Below are 1111 nucleotides of genomic sequence, written 5' to 3' on the forward strand. Positions count from 1 at the left end.
CTCCAACGCCTTCAACTTCCTGAGCTTCCTCAACAACAGCGTCGACCCCCGCACCGGCCAGTACACCCTGGCCATCGAGCTGCCGGAGCTGGTCGCCAACAACCTCAGCGGCCCGTCCCTGCCCCTGCGCATCGGCTTCAACCCGATGAACACCCAGGATTCGGGCTTTGGCATGGGCTGGACGCTCAACCTCAGCCAATACGACCCCGCCACCAATCTGCTGCACCTGCACACCGGTGAAAGCTTCAAGGTCACCGGCGGCGACGCCAGCGACGGCACCGGTAAGGTGTTCAAGGAGCGCAAGCTCAGAAGCTTCCACTTCCATGACCACGGCACTGGCTATCGCGTCGAGCACAAGGCCGGCCTGGTCGAACTGCTCGAACTGCAAGGCCCCAGCGACAATCGCGTGGCCTTGCCCACCCGGGTCGAGGCGCCCTCGGGCCATGGCATCACCCTCAGCTACAGCAATTTCCAGGGTGCCCCGTGCCTGGTCGGCATCAAGGACGACACCGGGCTCGCGCTGCTGGCCATCGACTATACCAGCGCTGAAATCAGCCTCAAGCTGCACCCCGACTCCGGCCCCGGCGGCGCCCCGCTGGCCAGTTACACGATCAAACTCGACCAGCGCTTCACCCCTGCGGTACGCCTGCCCCATACCATCGTCCTGCCCAGCGACGACAAGGCCAGCTGGAGGCTCGGCTACGACAAGGTACGTGGTGTGGTGTGCTTGACCGACGTGCATACGCCGGTGGGCGGCGTCGAGACCATCGATTACGACGATGCCGGCCACCCCTTCCCCGGCAACGCTCGTGACCCGCTGCCCCGGGTTACCAGGCACACCATCAAGCCCGGCTTCGACCAGCCCGACATGGTCACCACCTACGCCTACACCAGCAACAATTTCCTCGGCATGGGCAGCGGCATCACCTGGCGCGACAACGGTGAAGACAACCTCTACCAGTTCACCGGTACCCAGTTCAGCTATGGCTCGACCGCCACTTACCTCGCTGGCGATACGCCGCTGCGCAGCATCACCCGCCGCTTCAACCGCTTCCACCTGCTGACCCTGCAAACGACCGAGCAGGCCCATGAGGTCTACGACGAACACGCC

1 pseudogene is annotated in these 1111 nt (G+C 64.4%); it reads left to right on the plus strand.

Annotated features, from left to right (window positions below):
* Positions 1-1111: pseudogene (locus ABEH27_RS25650) on the plus strand (sugar-binding protein); the annotation flags it as partial.

This window comes from Pseudomonas sp. P39-UII1 (assembly GCF_039672635.1).
Lineage (GTDB): Bacteria > Pseudomonadota > Gammaproteobacteria > Pseudomonadales > Pseudomonadaceae > Aquipseudomonas.